This is a genomic window from Xanthobacter autotrophicus, from assembly GCF_029991245.1.
Taxonomy (GTDB): Bacteria; Pseudomonadota; Alphaproteobacteria; order Rhizobiales; family Xanthobacteraceae; genus Xanthobacter; species Xanthobacter autotrophicus_C.
Map to the genome: position 1 here is coordinate 1 of NZ_JAIVFO010000235.1, position 3,747 is coordinate 3,747.

Genomic DNA, 3,747 nt, shown 5'->3' on the forward strand with positions numbered 1-3,747 from the left:
GGGCGCAGCCTGACGGGGAGCGGGAATGGTGCCGGGCGGCGCCGGAATCGTGCCAGGGGGTGGCAAGGGCAGGGATTCGATCTGGCCGGGACGCTGATATTGCGCCTGCACCTGCGCCAGTGCCGCGGATGCCGTGCCGGCGAAAAGCGCCGCGGCGAGAAACGGCACGGTACGGTAAAGGCGCATCAGGACATCAACCCGTAACAAAATCTGAAGGCGGCGGGCATCCGCCACGCCGCCCTTCTGAAGCGCCGGATTCGGGCGGCGGCAAGGCGACCGGGCGAAGAAGACGGGCGCGCGGAAAGATGCCGCGCGCCAGCTGCCATCAATCGCCGGGGGTCCAGGCCTTGTAGTCGCCGGTGACGCGGGGGCGCAGCCCGCCGGCCAGGACCGAGCCCTTGGGCCGGTAGGCGCCGGGGGAGCCGGTCATGTTGCGGCGGTGCGGCTTCTGCCAGGAATAGGGCGTATAGGCCTCGTCCACCGGCGGGGTGTCCACGCGGTGATGCATCCAGCCCCACCAGCCGGGCGGGATGGTGGAGGCCTCCGCATAGCCGGGATAGATGACCCAGCGGCGCTCGAAGCCCAGCGTGGGGTCGATCTTGCCGCCCTTGGTGCGGAAATAGCGGTTGCCGAACTCGTCCTCGCCCACGAACTCGCCGAACCGCTTCGTCCACCACATGGTGCCGACGGTCTGCTTGTTCCACCAGGTGAAGATATAAAGCAGGAAGTTCTTCACGGCCCGCGCCTCGTTCGGAAAATCGGGCGGAACATGCCATCTGGCCCGCCGCCTGTCCACCTGTCGTCGCCCCGCCTTACGGCATGAACAGCAGCATCACATAGACGCAGAAGACGATGAGATGCACAACGCCGTTCAGCGCATTGGTCCGCCCCGTGCCGAACGACAGGATGGACAGCACGAAGGTGACCAGCAGCATGGTCCGGTCCTCGGTGTCGAGGCCGAGGACCATGGAATGGCCGATGAGCACCGAGATGAAGGCCATGGCCGGGATGGTGAGCGCCACCGTGGCCAGCGCCGAGCCCAGCGCGATGTTCAGCGAATGCTGGAGGTGGTTGCGGGAGGCCGCCCGCACCGCGGCGATGCCTTCCGGCAACAGGATCAGGAGGGCGATGAGGGCGCCGGTCACGGCGTCGGGATCGGCCAGTGCGAAATGGCCGAGGAAGTCCTCGAACGCCGCCGCCACGTGCTTCGACAGGGCCACCACCGCCCCGAGGCTCGCCAGCAGCATGACAAGGCTGAGCGCGAAGACGCGCGGCGGGGGCGGCTGCTCGGCGTGGCCCTCCGGCTGGTTCTCGAAGTGCTCGCGATAGCGCACCGTCTGCATGTAGAGGAACGCGCCATAGAGCGAGACCGCGATGAAGCTCATGAAGACGAGCTGCCGCGGGGAGAAGGTGCCGGTTTCGCCCTCATGCGTCTCGGCTGGCAGCACCAGCAGCATCACCCCCAGAGCGATCATCACCGAGAGGTAGCCCGAGACGCCCTGCTGCTGGATGGTCTGTTCCCGGTGTTTGAGGCTGCCCAGCAGCAGGCACAGGCCGACGATGCCGGTATTGACGATCATCAGCACGGAAAACACCGATTCCCGCGCCAGGGTCGGGTTGTTCTCGCCGTGGAGCATCATCGAGGCCATCACCGAGACCTCGATGATGGTGACCGACATGGTGAGCAGCAGCACCCCGTAGGGCTGGCCGAGGCGGCGCGCCACCACGTCCGCATGGGCGACCGACGAGATCGCCGAACCGCACAGCAGCGCGATGGCGAGGACCGCGGCGATGCCCGGCACCAGGCCTTCCGAGCCCGGCGCAAGGTCCGGCCACAACGACAGCAGCAGCGCGAATGTGAGGCCCAGTCCCGGCAGGAGATAGTTGCGCACCGTCGGGCGGGTTGCCTTCACGCTGTGCTCCTTTCCGATGCGATCTGCTTTCGCTGTCCCACATCCGTTACCGCCCCGCAAGGCTTCGCATCCTGCCGCGCCGCCACCTCAGAGGGCGACGGTCCGCCCGGTCGCCTTGCGCTCGGCGAGGAGGCACAGATAGACCGAGGCCAGCGTCGCCCCCGCGAGCGCGGTGATCTCCGCATGATCGTAGGGCGGGGACACCTCCACCACGTCGAAGCCCTTGAGATCGAGGCCGCCGAGCCGCCGCAGGCACGAGATCGCCTCCCGGGTGGAGAGGCCGCCGCACACGGGCGTGCCGGTGCCCGGCGCGAAGGCGGGGTCCAGCGCATCGATATCGAATGTCACATAGACGGGGGCATTCCCCACCCGCTCGGCGATGCGCTCCGCGAGCGCGATCGACCCCATCTCGGCGGCGGTGAGGCCATGGACGATCTCGATGCCGCAGGTCTGGGGCGCATGGGTGCGGATGCCCACCTGGATCGAGCGATCCACCCGGATCAACCCGTCCTTCACGGCGCGGGTGATCATGGTGCCGTGGTCCACCCGCTCGCCGTCGTCCTCCCAGGTATCCTGGTGCGCATCGAACTGGACCAGCGCCACCGGCTCGCCAAGATGGGAGGCCAGCGCCCGCAGCATGGGATAGGTGAGGAAATGGTCGCCGCCGAGGGTCACCAGATGGGCGCCCCGGGCATAATGCGCGCGCGCCTGCGCGGCGATGGCGCCCGGAATCCCGGCGGGCAGGCCGTAGTCGAACACGCAGTCCCCGCCATCGGCCACGTCCAGCGTCTCGAACGGATCGATGCCGAACGGATAGAACGGGTCACCGTCGAGGATGGCGGATGCCGCGCGGATCGCCCGCGGCCCGAATCGCGTGCCCGGCCGGTTGGAGACGGCCACATCCAGCGGCACGCCCCACACCACCACCTCCGCTCCGCCGCCGTCGCGCGCATAGCGCCGGCGCAGGAAGGAGGTGACGCCGGAATAATTGGGCTCGGTGGACTGGCCGTGGCGGAAGCCGGGATCAAGGGCGCGATCCACCGGGCGGGGATGAAGCGGATCGGTCGGGGTGGTGTTCGACATGACACTCCTCGAATGGGCGGCGGCCGAAGGCGCCGGGCGCCGCGACGGCGGCATCATAGGCATTTTCACCGATCGGGTTGATGCAATCCGATCGGATCCGGCCCTGGGTCCTTACTCCGGCGCGAGGCGTCCGCGATAGACCACCTTGCCCGGGGGCTGCCCATCGGCGGAAGCCTCGCCTGACCCGAGCTTCGGCCCCTGCGTCACCACCAGTTCCGCCCTGCCGAGCCGGCTCCTGCCCAGCCCCGCGAGCCCCGGAGCGCGATCGGACATCCCGGCGGTGAACGCGCCGAGCAGCAGCGCCGGCCGGCCGGGGACCACCAGCCACAACCGGTTGATATCGCCGTCCGGCGGTGCCGGCGCGAAGCTGCGCACGAAGACGACGCCGCTGTCCGGATCGAGGCGGACGGCGATGGACGGCAGCGGCTCGCTCTGGAGCACGCCGACCCATTGGCCGTCCCGCGGCCAGAACCATTCGCGATAGGCCGCGAAGGCGGCGACCCCGATGAGCAGCGCCATGAGCGTGAGCGCCGCCGTCCGCCACGCCAAGGCATGCCGCCGCTGCGGCACGAACACCGCGGCTGCCGGAGCGGGTTCATCGCCCGCCGCGGCAGGGTCCGGCAGGGCCGAGACCACGCCCGAGGCCACCACCGCCGCCCAGCCCGGCAGAGGCGGCGCCTCCTCCCCCTTCGCGCCGGCCGCCGGATCGGCGGAGGGCGGCTCGGCGGTGGCAGTTTCGACGGGGGTGGGC

The 3,747-nt window shown here is 69.6% G+C and carries 5 protein-coding genes; all 5 read right to left on the minus strand.

Features of this window, described 5'->3' with window-relative positions:
• The coding region (locus tag K9U41_RS22100; RefSeq protein WP_282642995.1) for a hypothetical protein at positions 1–234 on the minus strand (234 nt) is incomplete at its 3' end.
• Positions 235–325: 91 nt separating this feature from the next.
• On the minus strand, positions 326–736 hold the full coding sequence (locus K9U41_RS22105; RefSeq protein WP_282642996.1) for an NADH:ubiquinone oxidoreductase subunit NDUFA12: 411 nt from the start codon (positions 734–736) through the stop codon (positions 326–328).
• A 76-nt stretch (positions 737–812) separates the two neighbouring features.
• Positions 813–1,913: a calcium:proton antiporter gene (locus K9U41_RS22110; RefSeq protein WP_282642997.1), complete on the minus strand. Its 1,101-nt coding sequence runs from the start codon at positions 1,911–1,913 to the stop codon at positions 813–815.
• An 87-nt stretch (positions 1,914–2,000) separates the two neighbouring features.
• The gene (gene speB, locus K9U41_RS22115) at positions 2,001–2,996 is read right to left on the minus strand and encodes an agmatinase (RefSeq protein ID WP_282642998.1); all 996 of its coding nucleotides are present in this window, start codon (positions 2,994–2,996) and stop codon (positions 2,001–2,003) included.
• A 111-nt stretch (positions 2,997–3,107) separates the two neighbouring features.
• On the minus strand, positions 3,108–3,747 hold a 640-nt coding region (locus tag K9U41_RS22120; protein ID WP_282642999.1), incomplete at its 5' end, for a hypothetical protein.

Bases quoted from the DNA above. Each gene is read 5' to 3' on its own strand.
- speB (WP_282642998.1), bottom strand. From the start codon at position 2,996: ATGTCGAACACCACCCCGACCGATCCGCTTCATCCCCGCCCGGTGGAT.